Raw genomic sequence first — 16,005 nt, forward strand, 5'->3', positions numbered from 1 at the left:
CCGCGGCGGCACGCGCACGGCGCGGCGGCGGTTCGGCGACCGGCACGCGCGCAGGCGCCGGCTCGGCCTCGGCGCGCTCGTACTGGGCGCGGAACTTGGCCAGCAGCGGCAGGCCGAGCTGCTGGGAAAGCAGGTCGGTTTCGGTGGTGCCGTAAGCCAGCGCAACCGGCAGCACGCCGGCCTTGCGCAGGCCGTCCAGCAGCGCCTTGGCGGTCGCCACGTCCGGCATCCTGCTCAGCCCGCCGAAATCCAGGATCACTGCCGCACGCCCGAACAGCTTCGGCGCACGCGCGACACGTTCCTGCATTTCACGGGTGAGGCGCTCGACATCGAGGGTGCGGATGCGCAGATTGGCGATGCCGACCTGGCCGATCTTCAGTTCACCGGCCTGTTCAAAATCCATGTTCGCCGCCACCGATCAGGTCCCCGTCTGCTGCTGCACGCGCAGCGGCTCGCGGCGATGGCCCACCCAGGGCACATCCGGCAGCTGATCGCCGTAGGTGTCGTGCACCCACTGGTAACTGCACAGGTCCTTGAGCAGCATGCTGGCGCGCACATCCACGTGGGCCATGTTGTTCTGCCCGACCTCGCGGAAGCCGAAGCTGCCGTGGAAGAGCAGGGCGGCATCGGCACCGTGATCCAGGAACACCTCGCAGGTCAGCTGCGGGTAGCGCAGCTCGGCGTAGCTCTGCGCATCGGCATAGAACGCACGGCCAACGCCACCGCCGCGGCGGCGGCTGGCGACCACGATGCGGTCGATATAGAAGAATTTGCTGTCAAGCTGCTGCTTGAACCAGGCGAAGTTGCTGCTGTCGTGCTGGCTGTCGCTGCCGAAGCCGATCAGGAAACCGGCCAGGTTGCCGTCGCGCTCGGCGACGCGGAAATACTCAGCGCTTTCATAGAACAGACGCAGGCGGGCGGCATCCAACGGCAGGATGGCCAGGCCGGCATTGTTGTTCAGGGCCAGGACGGAATCGAGCTCGTGCTCGCGCACGTCGCGGATGACAATCGACATTGTGACTCCGTGGGGTAACGCGGTTGGCCCATCGAGGGGCCCTCGGTCCGATTATTGCATGGGTGGCTTCCCCCCGCGAGCGGACAGGCATGACTTCTGTGGGAGTGCAGGGGAACAGGTTCAGCCTACTATGCGTCCATGTTGGGATACCTCAGCCACACCCGAGTACTGCGACTGGCCGGCCTGTTCACCTGGGTCATGGTCGGACTTCCTCTGGTTTACTCACAGTACGAAGCACTGCTGCGCCGCGGCGGAGGCGTCGATGCCTGGGCGCTGTGGCTGTTCGCGGCGTACCTGGCCTTCGGCGCCGGCTACTTCTGGCTGACCCGCGGGCTGCGCAACGGCGGCCACTCGCGCTGGTACGACCGGGTCATGCTGGTGCTGCTGACCGCGTCGGCGCTGGGCGTGAGCTATCTGAGCGGCTCCGGGCTGGGCAGCATCCTGATGATGGTCGCCGCCGGCGTCATCCCGTGGATGCTGCCGGTGCGCGGTGGCGTGATCTGGCTGCTGCTGAGCCAGCTGGCGGTGCTGCCGGTCTACTACCTCATCCTGAATTTCTCCCTGTTCGAAGCGGTGATGCAGTCGCTGCTGTATGGCGGCTTCTCCATGTTCATCTTCGTGACCAGCCTGGTGGCGCGGCAGCAGACCGATGCCCGTGAAGAGCAGCGCCGGCTCAATACCGAGCTGCGCGCCACCCGTGTGCTGCTGGCCGAAAGCGCCCGCGTCAACGAACGCACCCGCATTTCCCGCGAGCTGCACGATCTGTTGGGCCACCACCTGACCGCGCTCAGCCTGAATCTGGAAGTGGCCGGCCACATCACCGAAGGCCAGGCCCAGGAACACGTGCATCAGGCCCATACCCTGGCCAAGCTGCTGCTGACCGACGTGCGCGAGGCGGTCAGCCAGCTGCGCGACAGTGGTGCGATCGACCTGGCCGCCGCGCTGCGCCCGCTGACCGAGCAGGTCCCCTCGCTGGAGATCCACCTGGATATCGACGAGCCACTGAGCGTGGAAGATCCCGAGCGCGCGCACGTGCTGCTGCGCTGCACCCAGGAAATCATCACCAATGCAGTGCGCCACGCCGGTGCGCGCAACCTGTGGATCAAGGTCCGGCGCGAGGCGCCGGGCATCGTGGTGCTGGAAGCGCATGATGATGGGGTGGGCGCCGACGGTATCGTGGTCGGCAATGGGTTGCGCGGGATGCGCGAGCGCCTGCAACAATGCGGTGGTGAGCTGCAGATCGAAACCCGCCGGGGACAGGGCTTCCGCCTTCGTGCCTCGGTACCCGGCGTGCCAGTATTGATGCTGACCGCTGTCATTGAAGGAGTGCGTTGATGATTCGCGTCTGCCTGGTCGACGACCAAACCCTGGTGCGGCAGGGGATCCGCTCGCTGCTGGCGCTCGATGACGGCATCGAAGTGGTCGCCGAGGCCGCCGATGGCCGCCAGGCAGTCGAGGTGGTTCCGCAGGTCCGCCCTGACGTGGTCCTGATGGACATGCGCATGCCGGTGATGTCCGGGCTGGAGGCGCTGCAGATGCTGTCGCGGCTGAACCAGCTGCCGCCGACCATCATCCTGACCACCTTCGATGACGACCAGCTGGTGCTGGCCGGGCTGAAGGCCGGCGCCAAGGGCTACCTGCTCAAGGATGTGACCCTGGACCAGCTGGTGGGCGCGATCCGGACCGTGGCCGATGGCGGCTCGCTGGTGCAGCCGGCGGTGACCCAGCGGCTGCTGTCGGGCCTGGAGCACATGCGCAACGAGTTCGTGAGCCTGGACCGGCCGGACCCGTTGACCGACCGCGAGACCGAGATCCTGCGGCTGATGGCCAGCGGCTTCTCCAACAAGGAGATCGCCAATTCACTGGGCGTGGCCGAGGGCACGATCAAGAACCACGTGTCCAACATCCTCTCCAAGCTGGGCGTGCGCGATCGTACCCGCGCCGTGCTCAAGGCCTTCGAACTGCAGCTGGTCTGAGCCTGCGGACCCGGCGCCGGCCTTCGGGCGGCCACGGGTTCGCAGGTAATTTATGAATTCTGTGAAACCCTTGCGGCGCAAGCGATGCAGGGGGATTTTTGGTCCCAGCGGCCGAATCCGGCAAAGAAATATTGTCCATCCGCTACGTGCTGACACGCGCGATGCGTTATCTTTCCGCTCCTTGTCTATGCAAAACCGCTGCCGACATGGAAACCGGTGTGCCAACCCTGATCAACAACACCGGCGAAGCCTGCTAGGATTGGCGCTTCGCTTCAATCAACCCGGCCGTGGGATCGGCCCCGGAGACTCCTGAATGACCCGTATTATCGAGTTCCTGATCGCCTTGGGGATCGTGGCTGGCCTGTTCGTCATCATTGGCGTATGTCTGCCGGGCGAGCGCCATATTTCCGAAAGCATCGAGACCAACCGCAAGATGACGATCGTGTACGACACGGTCAACAGCCTGCGCCGCTTCAAGGACTGGAACCCGCTCTTGCTGCGCGATCCCGCCGTTGAACTGAAGTACTCCGGCCCCGCTGCCGGCGTCGGCGCACGCCTGGACTACGCCTCCAAGGAAAGCTCCTTGGGCGAAGGTAGCTGGGTGATCACCGAGTCCGAGCAGAACAAGCACGTGGCGATCAAGATCGAGGACGCCTCCAAGGGTCACGACAAGACCACCCGCTTCACCCTGGAGCCGACCGGCAAGGGTGGCCGCAACGTCAAGATCACGCAGGACTACAGCGTCAAGTACGGTTTCAACCTGTTCGGTCGTTACGCTGGCCTGTACGTCAGCCGTCACGCCGGTGACGACCTGAAGCTGGGTCTGTCGCGCATGGCCAACATGCTGGCCACCGTGCCGAACATCGACTACCGCACCGCCGAAGCTCCGCTGACCGATCTGGCCATCGTGGACGTCCCGGCCGAGGACCTGCTGGTCGTCACCGCCGGCAACGTGGATCGCGGCCAGGAGACCATCACCAAGTCCATCAAGGACAACCAGGAGTGGATCAAGCGCGTCATGGAGGCCAACAACCTCGAAGCCGCCGGTCCGTTCCGCATCATCACCACCGATTTCGGCGCCGAGAAGTACGCCTTCGACGTGGCCCAGCCGGTCAAGAAGAAGGGTGCTGAAGGCGCGACTGCCGAAGCCCTGACGGTGAAGATCGACGGTGGTGCACCGGTCAAGTACGTGCACGTTGCTCCGCATCGCTCGGCCCACGCGGCCTACACCGGCCACATGGCCGGCCTGGACATCGCCCGCAACGCCCTGCGTGCGTGGTCGGTGACCGGCGGCAACGAAGTGATCGATCGTCCGTACGAGTCCTGGAAGGACGGCGTGGACAAGTCGTTCACTCCGGAAGGCACGTACGACATCTACTGGGCCGTCAAGTAAACCGACGGTTGCCGTGATGTAACGCACGACCTGAAACGCGCCGCTTCCTGCGGCGCGTTTTTTTTTGGCTCCGGCAGCGGGGCATTGTCTGAAGGACGCAAGCATGCTCAACCTGGAACGACGCACGCGCAAACCCTCCCTGCTGGCCGGCCTGGGCGGCCTGCTGGCGGCCACTGCGGTCGGTCTGTCGGCCTACGCCTCGCACGGCATCGCCGATCCACTGGCGCAGTCGCATGTGACCACCGCGGCCTTGTACGCGTTCGGGCACGGGGTGGCGCTGGCCGTGCTCGGCCCGACCCAGCAGAACACGCTGGGTCGGCTGGCCCTGTATGTCCTGCTGATCGGCACGCTGCTGTTCTCCGGCAGCCTGGTGGCCGGCGCGTTGTGGACGCTCAGTACGCAGTTGGCACCGGTCGGTGGCACCGCGCTGATGGTCGGCTGGCTGGCCTACGGCCTCAACGCGCTGAGGCGCTGACATGCCCCGCTACCGCCGCGGTTTCGATGTCGATGAGGCGCATGACTGGCTGAGCCGGCGCGACCGGCGGCTGGGCACGTGGATGAAGCGCCTCGGCCCGATCCAGGCGCCGCCCGGCTGGGCGAAAACCTTTGATCCGGTCGACGCGCTGGCCAGGGCGATCCTGTTCCAGCAGCTCAGCGGCAAGGCCGCCTCGACCATCGTCGGGCGGGTGGAGACGGCCATCGGCAGCCCCCGGCTGCACGCCGATACGCTGGCGCGTATCGATGACCCCGGGCTGCGGATCTGTGGCGTCTCCGGCAACAAGGCGCTGGCGCTGCGCGATCTGGCCCGGCGCGAGGCAGCGGGTGAGATCCCCGACCTGCGTCGGATGTCGGTGATGGACCACGACGCCATCATCGAGGCGCTGGTCCCGATCCGCGGCATCGGCCGCTGGACGGTGGAGATGATGCTGATGTTCCGGCTCGGTCGCCCGGACATCCTGCCGGTGGACGACCTCGGTGTCCGCAAGGGCGCCCAGCGCGTGGACAAGGCCGAGCGGATGCCGACCCCGAAGGAGCTGCTCGCCCGCGGCGAGAAATGGGGCCCGTTCCGGACCTACGCGAGCCTGTACCTGTGGCGGATCGCAGATTTCACGGTGGATCCGAAGGCGACGACCAACCGCTCGCAGGGGTGAGGCTACGCGGCCGGTGGCTTCGGCGCGAAGGCCGGGTCGTCGCTGATTCGTGCCCGCGCTGGCTGGCGCTTCTTCGCCGCAAGGTAGCGGTGATGGTGGAAGGTGGCGAAGGTGCCGCGGAGGACCACGACCCCGATCACCAGCATCATCCCCATCCTCCGAAGCGTGTCTGTCAGGCCTGCGGTGTCCTGCCTCAGATGCATCACGAACACCCATGCCCACAACGCAGCGGTCAGGCAGGCCGCAATCCGGCTGCGTTTGTAGACCCCCACTGCCAGACCCAGGTAAACGCAGCCGACCATCGCAGCAGCGATGAAGTTCATCATGGCGAACACGTGCCGGTTCGTGACCCACGTCCAGCCGCCCGTGGCGAGGGTGAACACGGTGAGTCCCGCGCCCAGTAACCAGAGCTGCGTGACTGGCCTGGTGATCCCGCTCGGCACCTGTTCCCAGTGCGGTGCCGTTGGCGGGGTGGGGGGAACCTCACCGGCCTGGTAGGGATTCTGATCGTCCATGGTCGCCCTCCTTGTGGGTCGCGCTGGTCAGGGTATGGCGTCGTGCCAGCACCAGTGCCACGGTTCGTAGACAATCCCATGCGGGTTGTCCCGCGGGTAGCTCAGCTGGAACCCGAAGCGACCGGCATGCTCGCCCAGCCACGCGAACGCGGCAGTAGACTCGAACGATTCTTCCGCAGGCGGTTCGCCGGGTGTGCCGATATCCAGCGCGTAGCCGCTGTGGTGCTCGCTGTAGCCCGGCGCGGCGTTGACCTTGAGGATCTCCTCCACGCTCAGCCCGCGGTTGCGTTTGCGGGCGAATATCCCGAGCTGGTAATCGTGGCTGCGGTAGCCGGAGATCGCCTCCAGGGCGATGCCATCGGCAGCGGCCCGCGCGCGCAGGCGTTGCCAGCTACGGGCGGCGTCACGCTGGAGCCAGAGTGGCCGCCGGTAGCGGTCGAAACCGGCCAGGTGCAGCTGAGCCGGTTCGGCTTCCAGCGCCAGGCCGCTCGCGGCCTCGTAGGCATCGGCATCAATCCCGAGGGTTTCGAGGCGATGCTGCAGTCCACTCAGGGGCAGCACCGCATCGGGCGCGCTGCCGCGGCGGCGATCCAGCACCTGGCGGTCCAGCGCATCCAGTGCCTCCTCGATGCCCGGCTCGCGCATCAGGCGCGGCACCAGCGGCAACACGCCGTGGGCGGTAGCGACGGCGAGGTAGCGCCCATCGCGCTTGCGCCGCAGGACCCACTGCGCGCGCGCCAGGGCGCGCGCGTCGGCAGAGCCGCGTGCACGCAGCAGGCCGCCAGGCCACAGTTCGATCTCGGCGGTGTTGATCAGCAGGGCAGGGGATCGGCGCATGCTGCCAGCTTAGTGCGCGCGCGGCGGTCCGGCCAGCGCCTGCAAAGCGTCGAGGAGAATGCGGGGACGTTCCGGGCTGATCACCAGGGCGCTGCCATCGCGCAGCGGCAGGTGCAGAACGCGGCTGCTGTCGGTGATCAGGCAGAACGCCTTGCTGCGATCGGCCATGCGGTAGTGCCCGGACTGGAAGCCCGGTACGCCGTAGCCGTTGGTCTTGATCGAGGGCTTGTACCGGCCATGCTCGGCGAAGTCGACGATGCGCGCCTCGTCCAGCCGCATCGCGCTGACCGGCACGCGCTTTCGGTAGAAGGTCGACAACACTTCCAGCGTGTCCTCATGCAGCACGATGCGACGCCGGCTGTAGGCCCAGGTCAGTACGGCTGCCAGCACGGCCAGGAAGGGCAGCGTGACCATCAGCTCGGTGTGCGAACGCTCCGGTGCGTCCAGCGCGGTGCCGACCATCAGGCCGGCGACGAGCAGCAGCGGAACCCACAGCCACAGCAGTCGCCAGACCGGCGATGGGGCAACCTCGAAGGGATGAGGTGCACTCACTTCATGCCTCCTTTTTGAAGATCAGTACCGACGTCGTGAAGGGAGGTGCCGACACCAGGCTGATCGCGTTGACCAGCTCCCAGCCGAGCTGGCCCTGCCGGGTCAGTTCCTCCTGGATCTGCTCGGCGTTGACGATCCCCATCAGGTTGGGTTTCACTTCAACGGTGAGATAGCTCCAGCGCCTGCTCATGATTTGCTCTCCTTGTCGGCGGTGGGTCTGGGAAGGCGTCCGGCCTTGCGCAGGGCATCGCGCAGCACGTATTCGATCTGTGCATTGAGGCTGCGCAGCTCGTCGTCGGCCCAGCGCTGCGCCGCCGCCAGAACGTCGGCATTGATACGCAGCGGGTACGCTTTCTTTTCGGTCATGCGGGGTCCTTTATCGACAGCGCGTGCCGTCCCCTCGGCGCCGCGTTGCGGTGGTAGCTGCCGACCCTGGGTCGGCACGCTGGTGCATCAATACAGCGAACCGGCATTGACCACCGGCTGGGTGCCACGATCCGAACACAGCACGGTCAGCAGATTGCTCACCATGTGCGCCTTGCGCTCTTCATCGAGCTGGACCACACCGTTCTTCTGCAGTTCGGCCAGGGCCATTTCGACCATCCCGACCGCACCGGCGACGATCCGCGTACGTGCGGCGATGACTGCATTGGCCTGCTGGCGTTGCAGCATGGCCTGAGCGATTTCCGGGGCATAGGCGAGGTGGCTGATGCGCGCATCGATCACCTGCACGCCGGCATCGGCCAGGCGCTCGGCCAGCTCGTCCTTGAGGTGCTGGGAAATCTCGGCGGCATGGCTGCGCAGCGACAGCTGGCCTTCTTCGTGCTGGTCATACGGGTAGCTGGTCGCCATCGCGCGCAGCGCCGATTCGGACTGGATGTGCACGAAGCTCTCGTAGTCATCCACGTTGTAGACCGCTTCGGAAGCATCCACCACCTGCCACACGATCACCGCGGCGATCTCGATCGGGCTGCCGTCGAGCTCGTTGACCTTGAGCTTGCCGCTTTCGAAGTTGCGCACGCGCTGGCTCACCTTGACCTTGGTGAAGAACGGGTTGTTCCAGCGCAGGCCGTTCTCCTTGACAGTGCCGACGTACTTGCCGAACAGGCTGACGACCACCGCCTGGTTGGGCTGCACGGTGTACAGGCCGACCAGGCTGAGCAGGGCGGTGGTGGCCAGCACCAGGCTGCCCACGATCAGCGCCGGGTTGCGGTTTCCCTTGTCCACCCCGACCACGAACATCCACACGGCCACTGCGGTCAGGGCCAGCACCAGCAGCAGGAAGGGCAGGCCGGACAGCGAGCGGATCGACTTCTCTTTCATGGCAGGGCGTCCTTGGGTAGTTGATTGGAAGATATCAAATTGATATCACTTCGCAAGTGCCGCCCCGGCCGGCCACGCGGCGGCGGCACCGGCTAGAATGCCCTCCCGCCCCTGTTGCCCGGAACATCGCCATGTCCACGCTCGGTACGCCGCTGTCTCCTTCCGCCACCCGTGTGCTGCTGCTGGGATCCGGCGAACTCGGCAAGGAAGTCGCCATCGAGCTGCAGCGGCTGGGGGTGGAGGTGATCGCCGCCGACCGCTACGCCAACGCGCCGGCGATGCAGGTGGCACACCGTTCGCACGTGATCGACATGCTCGACGCGATGGCGCTGCGCGCGCTGATCGCACTGGAGAGGCCGCATCTGGTGGTGCCGGAGATCGAGGCGATCCATACCGAAACGCTCGTCCAGCTGGAACAGGAACAGGGGCTGCGGGTAGTGCCGACTGCGCGTGCCGCACGCCTGACCATGGACCGTGAAGGCATCCGCCGGCTCGCCGCCGAAACGCTGGGCCTGCCGACCTCGCCCTACCGGTTCGTTGATACCGACGCCGAGTACCGCGCGGCGGTCGCCGCGATCGGGCTGCCGTGCGTGGTCAAGCCGGTGATGTCCTCCTCGGGCAAGGGCCAGAGCACGCTGCGTCAGGACGCCGACATCGCGCCGGCCTGGGAGTATGCGCAGACCGGTGGCCGCGCCGGTGCCGGGCGCTGCATCGTGGAGGGCTTCATCGATTTCGAGTACGAAATCACGCTGCTGACCGTGCGTCATGCGGGCGGGACGTCGTTCTGTGCGCCGATCGGGCACTGGCAGAAGGATGGTGATTACCGCGAGAGCTGGCAGCCGCAGCCGATGTCGCCGCGTGCGCTGGCGCGGGCGGAGGAGATTTCGCAGGCGATCACCGATGAGCTGGGTGGCTGGGGGCTGTTCGGGGTCGAGCTGTTCGTGAAGGGCGACGAGGTGTGGTTCAGCGAGGTGTCGCCGCGGCCGCATGACACGGGTCTGGTGACGTTGGCCTCGCAGGAGTTGAGTGAGTTCGCGCTGCATGCGCGCGCGATTCTGGGGCTGCCGATTCCGGTGATCCGCCAGAGTGGTCCGTCGGCGTCGTGTGCGATGTTGGCGCACGGTGAGGGTGTGCCGTTCTTCAGCAATGTGGCCGCAGCCCTGGTGCATCCGGATTCGGCGCTGCGCCTGTTCGGCAAGCCGAGTGTGCACGGGCATCGCCGGGTGGGTGTGACGTTGGCGCGCGGTGGGGATATCGAGGAGGCGCGGAAGATTGCGCGTGAGGCGGCTGAGGCTATCGGGATCGAGTTGCGGTCTTGAGGTGGGTTTGAGGCCCAAGCCTAAGCCGAAGCTGGCGCCTTGGTTGCTGTCGGTCTGAGGCGATCGGGCAGCCCGATGCAGGACACGCCGTAAACCCATCCTTGGGGGCTCGTAGTGCGGCATCCATGCCGCACACGGTCCTTCATCGGGCTGCCCGATCACCTCTTCGTGGAGGGTCGGTTGGGCGGATCCAACGGCGGGGCATAAAATGGCAGGACAAAAAAACGGCGAGCCTTGGCTCGCCGTTTTTCGTTGAATACGGAGCAGACTTTATTTCAGGTCGACCCACACGAGGTGGTGGTCGCTGCCGTCGGCGATTTTTGCTTCCGGGCTGTCATTGGCGGGCCAGAACACGCCGCTGCCGATGTAGCTGAAGCCGACCGAGGGTAGGACGTAGTCCAGGCGCATGGTGCCGGATTTCGGGCCGAAGTCGCCGGTGGCGTGGAAGGGCGCGCCTGTGCGGGTGATGCCTTTCTCGGCATAGGCCAGGCTGGTCTCTTCGGCGCCGACGCTGCGCGGGGTGGGGTAGCGCAGGACGCGGGGGTTTTCGATCAGTTCGACGATCGCTTCGTGGCGGCCGTCGCCGTCGACCGGGTCGTTGTTGAGGTCGCCGAGGATGACGAAGCGCGCGTCCTGCGCGAGGCCGCCGCATTGGCCGCGGTCATCGCACAGCCATGAAGTGTCGCGGTCCTTGAGGTAGTCCTGCCACAGGCGCAGTTCGTCGTGGTTGCGGGCGGCGTTGCGCTTCTCCGGGCCGTCGAAGACCGGCGGGGTCGGGTGCGAGACCAGGGCGTGTACGGTGCCGTTCGGGGTGGTCACCGGCACGTCCCAGTGCGATTTGGAGGACAGGCGCAGCTGCGACCAGACGTGGTCGTTGTAGAAGGATTTCCCGGTGCGCGGATCGATCGGGCGCAGGGCGCCGGGCATCGTGCTCCACTTCAGCAGCTGGAAACTGCGGACCTTGGCTTCATCGATCGGGTAGCGCGACAGTACCAGCATGCCGTACTGGCCCGGGTGCAGGCCGTAGCCCCAGGCATCGTTGCCACGGGCGCGGCCTTCGCCGCCGATCTCGCCGTTGTTGTCCAGGTCCAGGCCGCTCTGCACGCCGGTGTTCACCGGGGCGAGGTAGCGGTAGGCGTAATGCAGCGGCTCACCGCCGCCCGGCTGGGCGGCTTCCAGGTAGCGCTTCTGGAAGAGATCAGCGGCGCGATGGGCGTCGTCGTAATCGAACTCGTTGAGCAGCACCAGATCCGGGCGGACCTGCTGCAGGACGGCGGCAATCTTGCGCGCGTGTTCGCTGTCACCTTCGAGCTCGGCGATCAGGCCGCCGGTCTCGTCGCTGTACAGGGAGGTGTTGTAGGTGGCGATCCGCAGCGGCGCGGAAGCGGGATCCGGCATGGCGGCGGTCTTGGCAGGGGTCTGTGCGCAGGCGCCGCAGAGCAGGGCCAGGGCAAGGATCAGGGGATGGGCTTTCATCCGCCTATTTTGCACCCGGCGCGGTGTCAGTGATGCGTCAGCGGCCGTCCAATTCGTCATCGAAGGCGTGCCAGCGGCGGCCGTCATAGGCCTCCAGCGGGCGGAACCGGCGCTTGTAGTCCATCTTGCGGTGGTCGCGGATCCAGTAGCCCAGGTACAGGTGCGGCAGCTGCTCGCGCTGGGCCCAGGCGATCTGCTGCAGGATCGCGAAGGTGCCCAGGCCGCGATGGGCCTTGTCCGGATCGAAGAAGGTGTAGACCGCCGACAGTCCTTGCGGGGTCACATCGGTCACGGCGACCCCAAGCAGCGGGCCGCGATGGCCGTCCTCGCCCGGGGCGCGGATTTCGATGAAACGCCCCTGCGACCAGCGCCCGATCAGGAATTGGTCGAACTCGTGCGGGCCGTGCTCGTCCATCCCGCCCTGTGCGTGCCGATGGGACAGGTAGCGGTGGTACAGCGCGAACTGCTCTTCGGTCTGTTCGGCGGCGACGATACGCACTTCCAGATCCGCATTGCGGACCAGGCAACGGCGCTGGCTGCGGTCCGGTGCGAAGCGGGCCACGGGGATGCGCACGGCTACGCAGGCGTGGCAGTCCGCGCAATGCGGGCGGTAGACCAGATCCCCAGAGCGGCGGAAGCCCCAGCCCAGCGCCATCGGGTACAGCGTGCCCAGGCGCGGATCGTTGGGATCGAGCACCAGATCGCGTGCGGCCCGTTCCGGCCAGTAGCCACAGGGGTGGTCACCGGTCTGGAACAGTCGCAGCTCGTCGTCGCGGTCGCCGTGTATTGCCATGCCCACAGCATAGCCCCGTGCCGTCGCAGCCGCCGCGACTGTCTGCCAAATGAACACGGCTGGCCGGGCTGTCAACGGTGCTGGCGCCCACGCGTTGTTACCGGTGTGGGTGCCACGCACCGCACGCAGTTTCCCTCACAAACCGGAGTTACCCATGCGCAACCGCAAATCCCTCCTGCTGCTGGCCCTGCTGCTGTCCACCGGTGCTGCCGGCCTGGCGGTCGCTGCCGATACCCCCGCCGCCGCTGACAAGCCGGCCCGTGCCAAGCTGGACACCAATGGCGATGGCTTCATCGACCGCACCGAAGCGGCCAAGTCGCCCCGTCTGGCTGCGCAGTTCGACACGCTCGATGCCAACAAGGACGGCAAGCTCTCCCGTGAGGAACTGCCGCGCTGGCACGGCAAGCGCCACGGGCGTGGCCCGGGTGGGCATGGCGACTGGATGGCCAAGCTGGACACCAACAAGGACGGCCGCATCAGCCGCGAGGAGGCCAAGGCCGACCCGCGCCTGGCCGCGCGCTTCGATGCGATGGACGTCAACAAGGATGGTTACCTGGACAAGGCCGACCGCGAGCTGCGCATGAAGCAGCATCGTGATGCCTGGTTTGCCGCAGCCGATACCAACAAGGACGGCCAGCTGAGCAAGGCCGAGTTCGATGCGGCCAAGGGCCCGTTCGGTGGCCCGCGTGGTGATCATCGCGATGGCAAGCCGCCGATGCCGCCGAAGGCACCGGCCACGAAGTAAGCGGTATGGCGGTGGTGTGTAACGAAAGCGCCGGTCATCGACCGGCGCTTTTCGTCCATCAGATGCGGCCGTTCCTGTACATCGCCCAGACGATGGTGCCGACCACCAGCAGATTCATGGCCCACAGCGCTTTGGGGCCGTACAACGACTGATATTTCCAGTTCGCCCCGGTGCGCCCGTGGCGGGCCGCATCGCGCGCGATCATCGGCGCCATGATCCGCTGCAGCGGGACCAGGCACTGATAGTTGACGACGCCCAGGCCGATCGCCAGCGCCACGCATGGCCAGTACCAGGCCAGGGGCAGGAAGCCCAGGGCGAATACGCCCATGCAGACCAGCATCGCAGTGAAGGTGCTGTAGTGGACGAACCTGCGGATCGCTGCGCGCTCGCTTTCGTTCTCGGCATATGAGAGCAGATAACGGCCGCCCAGGTAGCTGCCCAGCACGCCGCCGACCATGCCGCCGATGATCGCGCCCCAGGCGAGGTCCGGTGGAAACACCTGTGTCTGGCTGGCCGCTGCCGTCAACGAGCCCATTGCCGCACCGCCGGAGACACTGGCACCGCCCAGGCCGAGCTTCCCGGTGCCCAGCCCGGTGCCCAGCAGGATCGCAGCACTGGCCGTGCCCGGGGCGGCGACCAGCACCATCGATACGACGGTCGTGGCGAAGGCGGCACTCGGCGCGCTGCTGCGGGCGAAGTCGCTGAAGCGACGCAGCATCTCCTCACGCACGGTGGCACGTGCACGCGACAGGCGCTTGCGCACGGCGGCATCACTGAGCCCGAGCAGATCGGCGACCTGCTGCGAACTCTGGCCTTCGCGGTAATAGAGCAGCAGGGTTTCGCGGCTGTCTTCCGGCAGCGCCGAGATGATGTCTTCGGCGGCCAGTTCTTCCTCTACCCGTTGCAGATGATCCGGGGCACTGGGGCTAGGGTCGGCGGCCATGTTGATGGCGATCTCGGCGGCCTCGCCGGACAGCGGGCGGCCGCGGTTGGCGCGCAGCCAGTCACGGGCGAGATTGCGGGTGATCTGGCGCAACCAGGGCAGGAAGCTGGCATGGCTGTGCAACTGGTTGAGTTGCTGCCAGGCCTTGATGAACGCTTCCTGCGCGATGTCCTCGCTGGCATGCACATCGCGGGTGATCGCCAGCGCGATCGCGGTGACCGTGTTCTGGCAGGCCAGCACGATGCGGCCATACGACTGCTGGCAGCCGCCTGCGGCAGCGGGCAGCTCGCGTTCGAGCGTGGTGGTCAGCGGATGCGTCGTCACGATGTCCTCCCCCGGGGATGGTCCCATCATGACGCGTGCCGGCCCCGGATGTGACCGGGTAGCCGGCCAGCGGCCGGCTCTGCAGGCTTCCAACCGCACGAGGAGCCGGCCAGCGGCCGGCACTACCTGTTACTCGGTGGGCTGGATCCGGACCCGCACTTCCTCTTCTTCCGGCGGGGCGGCTGCCGGTGCGGTCGGCGACGCCGCCGGCTGCGCGGTCGGGGTCGGCGCGGGCGCCGCGACCGGGGCGCTGCGGTGGCGCATGACCACCACCATCGCCACGGCAGCGATCACCAGCAGCAGGCCGATACGGATGCGCCAGGCCCAGTTGCGCGGCGCATCGTTCTGGGCGACCTCGTCGCGGAACGCGAACTGCGCGGTCGGGTGATCGCGGCGGGTGGTTTCGAGCAGGCGCGCATCGCGCAGGATCTCGCGGGCGCGGGGCTGGTCATCGGCATGCACCACCCACAGGGTCGGGTGGGTAGTGGCCTTTTCCTTGTCCAGATAGCTGAACTGGCTGCCGCGTTTGCTGTGGTACGAGCGTCCGTTGGTGATGCGCACCTCGATGCCGGCGTCGCGCAGCAGCTGGGCCACGCCTTCGACGGTTTCCACGCGCTGGCTGTTGAAGATCTGTCTCATGTCAGTCCTTGGCCGGCACGGCGGCAGCCGCGGCACTGTCGTCGACCACGCGGATCAGGCCTTCCTGCGCCGTACTGGCGACCAGGATGCCGTTGCGGGTGAAGAACTGGCCACGCGCCAGGCCACGCGAATCCTGCGCGCTGGGACTGTCCAGCGAGTACAGCAGCCAATCGTCGGCGCGGAACGGGCGGTGGAACCAGATCGCATGGTCCAGCGAGGCCATCTGCACATGCGGCTGGTAGTAGCTGATGCCGTGCGGGAAGGTCGCGGTGCCGAGCAGGTGGAAGTCCGAGGCGTAGGCGAGCAGCGCCTGATGCAGCTCCGGGGCATCGCCGACGGTCTCGTTCAGGCGCAGCCAGACCTGGTGGTACGGCGGGCGCTTGGGCGGGTTGAGTTCGTCACGCGGGTAGACATGGCGGAATTCGAACGGGCCGCCCCGCGAGAGCCAGCGCTGCACCTTGATCGGCAGACGATCCAGAACGGCCTGCGGCAGTGGCTGGTTCGGCTCGATGTCCTCCGGCTGCGGCACTTCCGGCATCTTGTGCTGGTGCTCGGCGCCGGTCTCGGCCTGCTGGAACGAAGCGGCGCAGAAGAAGATCACCTTGCCGTGCTGGATCGCGGTGACCCGGCGGACGGAGAAGCTGCCGCCATCTCGGGTGCGGTCCACGTCATAGACGATGGGGTGGTCGATGTTGCCGGCACGCAGGAAGTAGGCGTGCAGCGAATGCACGTGACGGCCGTTCTCGACCGTCTTCTGGGCGGCCGACAGCGCCTGGCCCAGCACCTGGCCGCCAAAAACATACTTGGTACCGATATCGCGGCTCTGGCCGCGGAACAGATTGTCTTCCAGGCGTTCGAGCGAGAGCAGGTCGATCAGCTCGGAAACGACGGGTTCGTGCGTGGCGGACAAAGGCGGCAACCTGGGTTGGACTGGCGCCGATTATACGGGCTCCGGTAGTGCCGGCCGCTGGCCGGCTCCTCGTCAGGTACAGGTGTAGGGGAGC

General features: G+C 66.7%; 19 protein-coding genes and 1 pseudogene. 7 read left to right on the forward strand and 13 right to left on the reverse strand.

Features of this window, described 5'->3' with window-relative positions; translation table 11 throughout:
• Both minC and QMX81_RS17125 read right to left on the reverse strand, forming a co-directional pair.
• Nucleotides 1-403 (reverse strand): annotated as a pseudogene (minC, locus tag QMX81_RS17120) (septum site-determining protein MinC); the annotation flags it as partial.
• A gap of 15 nt (nucleotides 404-418) precedes the next feature.
• Nucleotides 419-1,015, reverse strand: a complete 597-nt coding sequence (locus QMX81_RS17125; protein ID WP_088432114.1) for a GNAT family N-acetyltransferase — start codon at nucleotides 1,013-1,015, stop codon at nucleotides 419-421.
• 138 nt (nucleotides 1,016-1,153) lie between these two features.
• Here QMX81_RS17125 and QMX81_RS17130 point away from each other — a divergent pair, with 138 nt between their 5' ends.
• From QMX81_RS17130 to QMX81_RS17150, 5 genes are all read left to right on the forward strand, one after another.
• Nucleotides 1,154-2,350 carry a sensor histidine kinase gene (locus tag QMX81_RS17130; protein ID WP_088432115.1) on the forward strand — a complete coding sequence of 399 codons (1,197 nt, stop codon included), beginning with the start codon at nucleotides 1,154-1,156 and terminating at the stop codon, nucleotides 2,348-2,350.
• On the forward strand, nucleotides 2,350-2,991 hold the full coding sequence (locus QMX81_RS17135) for a response regulator transcription factor (RefSeq protein WP_019184539.1): 642 nt from the start codon (nucleotides 2,350-2,352) through the stop codon (nucleotides 2,989-2,991). The genes QMX81_RS17130 and QMX81_RS17135 overlap by 1 nt, the downstream gene beginning before the upstream one ends.
• Before the next feature lie 313 nt (nucleotides 2,992-3,304).
• Nucleotides 3,305-4,384 (forward strand): SRPBCC family protein, encoded by a 1,080-nt coding sequence (locus QMX81_RS17140; protein WP_152153664.1) that lies wholly within the window; start codon nucleotides 3,305-3,307, stop codon nucleotides 4,382-4,384.
• Between the two features lie 103 nt (nucleotides 4,385-4,487).
• Nucleotides 4,488-4,859, forward strand: coding sequence for a DUF423 domain-containing protein (locus tag QMX81_RS17145; protein WP_152153666.1), 372 nt, complete (start codon nucleotides 4,488-4,490; stop codon nucleotides 4,857-4,859).
• Nucleotide 4,860: 1 nt separating this feature from the next.
• Entirely contained in the window at nucleotides 4,861-5,535 is a 675-nt protein-coding gene (locus tag QMX81_RS17150; protein WP_282263288.1) for a DNA-3-methyladenine glycosylase, read from the forward strand.
• A gap of 2 nt (nucleotides 5,536-5,537) precedes the next feature.
• On the opposite strand, the gene QMX81_RS17155 is transcribed toward QMX81_RS17150, so the two are convergent.
• The 6 genes from QMX81_RS17155 to QMX81_RS17180 form a co-directional block, all read right to left on the reverse strand.
• The gene (locus tag QMX81_RS17155) at nucleotides 5,538-6,050 is read right to left on the reverse strand and encodes a hypothetical protein (RefSeq protein WP_121043371.1); all 513 of its coding nucleotides are present in this window, start codon (nucleotides 6,048-6,050) and stop codon (nucleotides 5,538-5,540) included.
• 27 nt (nucleotides 6,051-6,077) lie between these two features.
• Nucleotides 6,078-6,887: a M15 family metallopeptidase gene (locus tag QMX81_RS17160; protein ID WP_121043374.1), complete on the reverse strand. Its 810-nt coding sequence runs from the start codon at nucleotides 6,885-6,887 to the stop codon at nucleotides 6,078-6,080.
• Between the two features lie 9 nt (nucleotides 6,888-6,896).
• Complete coding sequence (locus QMX81_RS17165) at nucleotides 6,897-7,439, reverse strand: PH domain-containing protein (RefSeq protein WP_282263294.1); 543 nt, start codon at nucleotides 7,437-7,439, stop codon at nucleotides 6,897-6,899.
• Between the two features lies 1 nt (nucleotide 7,440).
• On the reverse strand, nucleotides 7,441-7,629 hold the full coding sequence (locus tag QMX81_RS17170; protein WP_121043380.1) for a DUF4177 domain-containing protein: 189 nt from the start codon (nucleotides 7,627-7,629) through the stop codon (nucleotides 7,441-7,443).
• The gene (locus tag QMX81_RS17175; RefSeq protein WP_282263299.1) at nucleotides 7,626-7,805 is read right to left on the reverse strand and encodes an Arc family DNA binding domain-containing protein; all 180 of its coding nucleotides are present in this window, start codon (nucleotides 7,803-7,805) and stop codon (nucleotides 7,626-7,628) included. The genes QMX81_RS17170 and QMX81_RS17175 overlap by 4 nt, the downstream gene beginning before the upstream one ends.
• 87 nt (nucleotides 7,806-7,892) lie before the next feature.
• Nucleotides 7,893-8,762, reverse strand: coding sequence for an SPFH domain-containing protein (locus tag QMX81_RS17180; protein WP_088432124.1), 870 nt, complete (start codon nucleotides 8,760-8,762; stop codon nucleotides 7,893-7,895).
• Nucleotides 8,763-8,893: 131 nt separating this feature from the next.
• Between QMX81_RS17180 and purT the strand changes: the two genes are divergently transcribed.
• A complete protein-coding gene (gene purT, locus QMX81_RS17185) occupies nucleotides 8,894-10,081 on the forward strand; it encodes a formate-dependent phosphoribosylglycinamide formyltransferase (RefSeq protein WP_282263303.1) in 1,188 nt (395 codons plus the stop codon).
• A gap of 270 nt (nucleotides 10,082-10,351) precedes the next feature.
• Here the strand turns inward: purT and QMX81_RS17190 are convergent, their stop codons facing one another.
• Complete coding sequence (locus tag QMX81_RS17190; RefSeq protein ID WP_282263305.1) at nucleotides 10,352-11,557, reverse strand: endonuclease/exonuclease/phosphatase family protein; 1,206 nt, start codon at nucleotides 11,555-11,557, stop codon at nucleotides 10,352-10,354.
• A 37-nt stretch (nucleotides 11,558-11,594) separates the two neighbouring features.
• Entirely contained in the window at nucleotides 11,595-12,350 is a 756-nt protein-coding gene (locus QMX81_RS17195) for an arginyltransferase (protein ID WP_282263307.1), read from the reverse strand.
• Between the two features lie 154 nt (nucleotides 12,351-12,504).
• On the opposite strand from QMX81_RS17195, the gene QMX81_RS17200 reads away from it, so the two are divergent.
• Complete coding sequence (locus QMX81_RS17200; protein WP_282263309.1) at nucleotides 12,505-13,095, forward strand: EF-hand domain-containing protein; 591 nt, start codon at nucleotides 12,505-12,507, stop codon at nucleotides 13,093-13,095.
• Nucleotides 13,096-13,153: 58 nt separating this feature from the next.
• Here the strand turns inward: QMX81_RS17200 and QMX81_RS17205 are convergent, their stop codons facing one another.
• The 3 genes from QMX81_RS17205 to tesB form a co-directional block, all read right to left on the reverse strand.
• Entirely contained in the window at nucleotides 13,154-14,362 is a 1,209-nt protein-coding gene (locus tag QMX81_RS17205) for a sigma-70 family RNA polymerase sigma factor (RefSeq protein WP_282263310.1), read from the reverse strand.
• A 129-nt stretch (nucleotides 14,363-14,491) separates the two neighbouring features.
• The gene (locus QMX81_RS17210) at nucleotides 14,492-15,001 is read right to left on the reverse strand and encodes a DUF2007 domain-containing protein (RefSeq protein WP_282263311.1); all 510 of its coding nucleotides are present in this window, start codon (nucleotides 14,999-15,001) and stop codon (nucleotides 14,492-14,494) included.
• Between the two features lies 1 nt (nucleotide 15,002).
• Nucleotides 15,003-15,911, reverse strand: coding sequence for an acyl-CoA thioesterase II (gene tesB / locus QMX81_RS17215; RefSeq protein ID WP_088432131.1), 909 nt, complete (start codon nucleotides 15,909-15,911; stop codon nucleotides 15,003-15,005).
• Nucleotides 15,912-16,005 lie beyond the last annotated feature (94 nt).

Origin of the sequence: Stenotrophomonas sp. PS02301 (genome assembly GCF_029959485.1) — a bacterium.
Lineage (GTDB): Bacteria > Pseudomonadota > Gammaproteobacteria > Xanthomonadales > Xanthomonadaceae > Stenotrophomonas > Stenotrophomonas maltophilia_Z.

What these genes read in the sequence shown, in the direction of transcription:
- QMX81_RS17210 (WP_282263311.1), bottom strand. Translation starts at nt 15,001, where the DNA reads ATGAGACAGATCTTCAACAGCCAGCGCGTGGAAACCGTCGAAGGCGTG.
- QMX81_RS17125 (WP_088432114.1), bottom strand. Translation starts at nt 1,015, where the DNA reads ATGTCGATTGTCATCCGCGACGTGCGCGAGCACGAGCTCGATTCCGTC.
- QMX81_RS17130 (WP_088432115.1), top strand. Translation starts at nt 1,154, where the DNA reads ATGTTGGGATACCTCAGCCACACCCGAGTACTGCGACTGGCCGGCCTG.
- QMX81_RS17180 (WP_088432124.1), bottom strand. Translation starts at nt 8,762, where the DNA reads ATGAAAGAGAAGTCGATCCGCTCGCTGTCCGGCCTGCCCTTCCTGCTG.
- QMX81_RS17155 (WP_121043371.1), bottom strand. Translation starts at nt 6,050, where the DNA reads ATGGACGATCAGAATCCCTACCAGGCCGGTGAGGTTCCCCCCACCCCG.
- QMX81_RS17150 (WP_282263288.1), top strand. Translation starts at nt 4,861, where the DNA reads ATGCCCCGCTACCGCCGCGGTTTCGATGTCGATGAGGCGCATGACTGG.
- QMX81_RS17145 (WP_152153666.1), top strand. Translation starts at nt 4,488, where the DNA reads ATGCTCAACCTGGAACGACGCACGCGCAAACCCTCCCTGCTGGCCGGC.
- purT (WP_282263303.1), top strand. Translation starts at nt 8,894, where the DNA reads ATGTCCACGCTCGGTACGCCGCTGTCTCCTTCCGCCACCCGTGTGCTG.
- QMX81_RS17140 (WP_152153664.1), top strand. Translation starts at nt 3,305, where the DNA reads ATGACCCGTATTATCGAGTTCCTGATCGCCTTGGGGATCGTGGCTGGC.
- QMX81_RS17160 (WP_121043374.1), bottom strand. Translation starts at nt 6,887, where the DNA reads ATGCGCCGATCCCCTGCCCTGCTGATCAACACCGCCGAGATCGAACTG.
- QMX81_RS17195 (WP_282263307.1), bottom strand. Translation starts at nt 12,350, where the DNA reads ATGGCAATACACGGCGACCGCGACGACGAGCTGCGACTGTTCCAGACC.
- QMX81_RS17175 (WP_282263299.1), bottom strand. Translation starts at nt 7,805, where the DNA reads ATGACCGAAAAGAAAGCGTACCCGCTGCGTATCAATGCCGACGTTCTG.
- QMX81_RS17170 (WP_121043380.1), bottom strand. Translation starts at nt 7,629, where the DNA reads ATGAGCAGGCGCTGGAGCTATCTCACCGTTGAAGTGAAACCCAACCTG.
- QMX81_RS17190 (WP_282263305.1), bottom strand. Translation starts at nt 11,557, where the DNA reads ATGAAAGCCCATCCCCTGATCCTTGCCCTGGCCCTGCTCTGCGGCGCC.
- QMX81_RS17135 (WP_019184539.1), top strand. Translation starts at nt 2,350, where the DNA reads ATGATTCGCGTCTGCCTGGTCGACGACCAAACCCTGGTGCGGCAGGGG.
- QMX81_RS17200 (WP_282263309.1), top strand. Translation starts at nt 12,505, where the DNA reads ATGCGCAACCGCAAATCCCTCCTGCTGCTGGCCCTGCTGCTGTCCACC.